Here is a 4,967-nt window from a genome sequence, read left to right as displayed (position 1 = left end):
AGAGCAGAAGATGTCTGGTACCGCGCTCTATAGCAATTCCTGGCACCGGGTCAGCGCGCTGCGCCCGCGGTTGCGTTCGCACATCCATATCCACCGCCACGTTTACCGGGGGCAGGTCTGGTACGTGATGCAGGACCAGAGCAATGGCGAATTCCATCGCTATACGCCCGAGGCCAATCTGATGATCAGCCTGCTGGATGGGCGCCGCACGGTGCAGGAGATCTGGGAGATCGCCTGCGGCCAGCTGGAGGGCGATGCCATGCCACAGGACGAGGTCATCCGTCTGATGGCCCAGCTGCACCGGGCCGACGTGCTGACCACCGACCGCGCGCCGGACGTGCGCGACCTGGTCGAGCGCCGCAAGCGCCAGCGCATGCAGAAGATCAAGCAGTACGTCGGCAACCCCAGCGCGCTGAAAATGCCGCTGCTGGATCCGGACCGCTGGTTGACCCGGGCGCTGCCGTATTACCGCTGGCTGTTCACCTGGCTGGGCGCCTTGCTCTGGCTGGGCGTGGTCGGCACGGGCGCGGCGCTGGGCGCCATGCATTGGCAGACGTTGACACACAATATCTGGGACCAGGTGTTCTCCACCGGCAACGTGCTGGCGATGGCGCTGGTCTATCCGGTGGTGAAGGCCATCCACGAACTCGGCCACGCCTGCGCCGTGAAGGCGCGCGGGGGAGAGGTGCACGAGATCGGCCTGATGTTCCTGCTGCTGGTGCCCATTCCCTACGTGGACGCCTCGGCGGCATCGGCTTTCGCGGACAAACGCTGGCGCATGCTGGCGGGCGGAGCCGGCATCCTGGTGGAACTGTTCCTGGCGGCCGTGGCGATGATAGCCTGGACCCAGCTGGATCCCGGGCTGGGACGTTCGCTGGCTTATACCGTCATCGTCCTGTGCGGCGTTTCCACGCTGTTCATGAACGGCAATCCGCTGTTGCGCTATGACGGCTATTACGTGCTGTCCGACGCCATTGAGATTCCCAATCTGGGCCAGCGCGCCAACGGCTACCTGGGCTATCTGTTCAAGCGCTATGCGCTAGGCCTGCGCGGCGTGGAAGCGCCGCGCGCCACGCCCGGCGAGCGCGCCTGGTTCGCCGGCTACGCGGTGCTGTCCTTCTGCTATCGCATGTTCATCATGTTCCTGGCCATCTTCATCATGGCCGGACAGTTCTTTTTCTTTGGCGTGCTGCTGGCGATGTGGGCGCTGTTCAACACCATCGTGATGCCGCTGTGGCGCCTGGGCCGCCAGTTCTACGCCGATCCGCAGATCCAGGCGCACCGCTTGCGCTCCTATCTGATCTGCGGATTGTGCGTGGTTGGGGCGGCGGGCCTGGTGGGCGCCGTGCCGTTGCCTTCGTCCACCGATACGGAGGGCGTGGTCTGGGTGCCGCCTTCCGCCCAGGTCAGGGCGCCGGTGGCTGGCTTCGTCCGCGCGTGGCAAGCGGCCGACGATGCGCCGGTGGGGCAGGGCGCGCCCCTGCTGACGCTGGAAAACGACGAGCTGATACGACGCGACGCCATGCTGGCCGCCCAGGTCGACGAGTATCAGGCCCGCTATGTGCAGGCCTACGCGCAGAACCAGGTGCAGGCGGCCATCATGCGCCACCAATGGACCAGCCTGCAGACAGAGCGGCGAACGATCCAGGAACAGGTACTGGCGCAGCAGGTGCGCAGCCCGCACGCCGGGCGCTATGTGCCGGCGCAGCCCGAGGACATGACAGGCCGCTATGTGCAGCGCGGCGAGCTGCTGGGTTATGTGTTGGCCGATGCCGAAACCGTGCGCGTGGTGGTGCCGCAATCCAGCCTGGAGCGCATCCACCGCTCGCTCAGGGACGTGCGCGTGCGGCTGGTGCAGGACAGCGGCAAGGAGTTCACGGCCACGATCGCGCGCGAGGTGCCGGCCGCCACCGACGAACTGCCCAGCCTGGCGCTCAGCCTGCAGGGCGGGGGCAGCATAGGTGTCGACCCGCGCAAGTCGCAGGAAGGGCGCGCCAAGTCCGCGGAGAACCTGTTCGTGATGGACCTGACGCTGCCCGCGGACGCGCCGCGCGCCTACCTGGGAGCCCGGGTCTACGTGAAGTTCTCGCACCAGCCCCGGCCGCTGGCACTGCAAGCCTACGACGCGGTGCGGCAGATGGTGCTGCGCCAGTTCCGCTTCTGACATGCGCGCCTTCGACGCCCTCTGCCCCGACCCGCTCTATCCTGAAAAGGAAAGCGAGCGCCACGCCAATAAGCTGGAGGCCTGGGGCACGGCTGCCCTGCGCTGGCTGAGCCGCAAGCGCCGCCAGCCCCTGTGGCGCACTCGCCGCATCCTGGCGCAGGTGCGGCGCGAGACCGAGACGCTGGGCGACATCGATCTGGCGGGCGTGCGCCGGCGCGCCGACGAGATCGCGTTCGACCTGCGCGCCAACGGCATCAACGCGGAAAGCGCGGCGCGCGCTTTCGCGCTGATCCGGCAGGCGGGCCGGCTGGCGCTGGGCAAGGCGCATTTCGACGTGCAGCTGCTGGGCGGCTGGGCCATGCTGCAAGGCATGGTGGCGGAGATGAACACCGGCGAGGGCAAGACGCTGACGGCTACGCTGCCGGCCGCCACGGTCGCCATGGCCGGCCTGCCAGTGCATGTCATCACCACCAATGACTACCTGGTCGAACGCGATGCGCAGATCATGGGCCCCCTCTACGAGGCGCTGGGCCTGTCGGTGGCCTGGGTCAGCATGGAAATGGACATACCCACGCGGCGCAAGGCCTATCAGGCGGACGTGGTGTACTGCTCCAACAAGACCCTGGTGTTCGACTATCTGCGGGACCTGATCGTGCTGGACAGCGACAAGGATGAAGACGCGCTGCGTCTGGAACGCTTGCGCGGAGCGCAGGGCAGGCTGGGCCAGCTGTACCTGCGCGGCCTGTGCTTTGCCATCGTGGACGAGGCGGATAGCGTGCTGGTGGACGAGGCGCGCACGCCGCTGATCATCTCGGGCGTGCAAGAGGACGATACCGCCGCGGTGACGCGCCAGGCCATGGAACTGGCCGGCGGCATGGCGCCCGGGCATTACCGCCTACACCGCGGCGAACGCCGCGTGACCCTGACCGAACTGGGACGCGAGCATCTGGGTGGCGCATGCGCTGCGCTGGCGGCGCCCTGGAGCATCCCGTTCCGGCGCGAGGAGCTGGTCCTCAGCGCCCTCACCGTGCTGCACCTGTACCGGCTCGACGAGCAATACATCATCCGCGACGGCAAGATCATGGTGGTCGACGAGTTCACCGGCCGCGTGATGCCGGACCGGTCCTGGGGCCAGGGCCTGCACCAGATGCTGGAGCACAAAGAGGGGCTGGAACTGAGCGAGCCGCGCGCCACCCTCAAGAGCATCAGCTATCAGCGCTTCTTCAAGCACTATCTGCTGCTGTCCGGCATGACGGGCACAGCCGCCGAAATCCGTGCCGAACTCGGCCGCGTCTACGATCTGCCGGTGGTCCGCATCCCCACGCACCGCAAGTCGCGGCGGCGCCATGCGCCCGACGCCGTGTACCCCACGTTGGACGAAAAGTGGGCGGCGGTGCGCGACCGCACGCGCGTCCTGCACCAGCAAGGGGTGCCCATCCTGATCGGCACGCGCTCGGTCGCCGCCTCCGAGCAGGTGGCCCGGGTGCTGGCCCAGGCCGGCCTGCCCGCCGTGGTGCTCAATGCCAAGCAGGATGCCGACGAGGCCGACATGATTGCGCGCGCCGGCGAACCCGGCAGCATCATGATCGCTACCAACATGGCAGGCCGGGGCACGGATATCCCCTTGTCGGACGCGGCGCGTGCGGCCGGCGGCCTGCACGTCATCCTGACCGAGCGGCACGAGTCCGCCCGCATCGACCGGCAACTGGAAGGCCGCAGCGGACGCCAGGGCGACCCCGGCCATGTCGAAGCGATCCTGTCGCTGGAAGACTCTGTGCTGGACAGCGTCGCCAGTGGCGTCTGGGCGGCTCCCTTGCGGCTGCTGCGCGCACGCAGGCGGGATAGCAGCCGGCTGGCGGCCCGCTGGCTGCGCTTCGCGCAGGCCCGCACCGAACGAAAACTGGCCCGCGAGCGCCGCCAAATGGTGGCCGCGGATGAAGAACTGGAGAATTCCCTGTCCTTTTCGGGGCAGGGCGACTGATATGCAAAGGCCCGATCCCATGACGCCATGCCACCGACTGTTCCGCCCGGCCCTGCTGGCTTGCCTGCTCGCCGCCACTGCCGCCGCTGCCCAGGGCCTGCCGCCCGATGTCCGTTTGCCGGTGCTGGCCGAGCCGGCCCTGTCGGCGCAGGGGGGCAACCTGAATGCCCCCCTGGCCTGCCTGATCGAACCCTTCCAGGTGTCTGAGCTGGGCAGCGCGTCGGCCGGCGTGCTGAGCAGCGTGCTGGTGCAGCGTGGCGATGTGGTCAAGAAAGGCCAGGTGGTAGCCGAACTGAACACCAGCGTCGACGAGGCCACCCTGGGCCTGCGCCGCGCCGAAGCGGCCTACCTGAGCCGTGTCGTCGACCGCAACACCGACCTGTTCAAGCGCCAGCTGCTGCCCGCGGGCGATTACGACGAAATGACCTCGCGCAGCCGCCAGGCGCAGCTGCAGGTGGCGCTGCAACAGGCGATCCTGGCCGAACGCAGCATCAAGAGCCCGTTCGACGGCGTGGTCGCCGAGCGCTTTGCCGGCCCCGGCGACCGAGTCAACGACAACAAGATCGTCAAACTGGCGCAGATCAATCCCTTGTTGGTCAAGGTCGTCGTGCCCGAAAGCCTGTACGGCCAGATCAAGGCAGACGCCCAGGCGCAGGTCAGCGTCAACCAGGCCATCGCCGACAAGCCACTGGACGCCAAGGTCTGGCGGATAGACCGGGTGATGGACGCGGCCAGCGGCACCTTTACCGTGCTGCTGCGGATGCCCAACGAGGGCAATGCGATTCCGTCGGGCATCCGCTGCTCGGTGACGTTCTGAATTTT

General features: G+C 67.8%; 3 protein-coding genes. All 3 read left to right on the top strand.

What is annotated here, in order from left to right; translation table 11 throughout:
- Positions 1-10 precede the first annotated feature (10 nt).
- The 3 genes from AXYL_RS24380 to AXYL_RS24370 are packed head-to-tail and all read left to right on the top strand — an operon-like array spanning position 11 to position 4,962.
- On the top strand, positions 11-2,164 hold the full coding sequence (locus AXYL_RS24380) for an efflux RND transporter periplasmic adaptor subunit (RefSeq protein WP_013395539.1): 2,154 nt from the start codon (positions 11-13) through the stop codon (positions 2,162-2,164).
- A 1-nt stretch (position 2,165) separates the two neighbouring features.
- The gene (locus tag AXYL_RS24375) at positions 2,166-4,145 is read left to right on the top strand and encodes a preprotein translocase subunit SecA (protein ID WP_013395538.1); all 1,980 of its coding nucleotides are present in this window, start codon (positions 2,166-2,168) and stop codon (positions 4,143-4,145) included.
- 19 nt (positions 4,146-4,164) lie between these two features.
- Positions 4,165-4,962 carry an efflux RND transporter periplasmic adaptor subunit gene (locus AXYL_RS24370; protein ID WP_041656062.1) on the top strand — a complete coding sequence of 266 codons (798 nt, stop codon included), beginning with the start codon at positions 4,165-4,167 and terminating at the stop codon, positions 4,960-4,962.
- The last annotated feature ends 5 nt before the right edge of the window (positions 4,963-4,967 follow it).

The organism is Achromobacter xylosoxidans A8, assembly GCF_000165835.1.
GTDB classification, from domain to species: Bacteria; Pseudomonadota; Gammaproteobacteria; order Burkholderiales; family Burkholderiaceae_B; genus Achromobacter; species Achromobacter xylosoxidans_B.
Note: the sequence above shows the minus strand (reverse complement) of the source record. Positions and strands in the feature narration are given on the sequence as shown.

Coding starts and splice junctions, on each gene's coding strand:
- AXYL_RS24380 (WP_013395539.1), top strand. CDS start 11: ATGTCTGGTACCGCGCTCTATAGCAATTCCTGGCACCGGGTCAGCGCG.
- AXYL_RS24375 (WP_013395538.1), top strand. CDS start 2,166: ATGCGCGCCTTCGACGCCCTCTGCCCCGACCCGCTCTATCCTGAAAAG.
- AXYL_RS24370 (WP_041656062.1), top strand. CDS start 4,165: ATGACGCCATGCCACCGACTGTTCCGCCCGGCCCTGCTGGCTTGCCTG.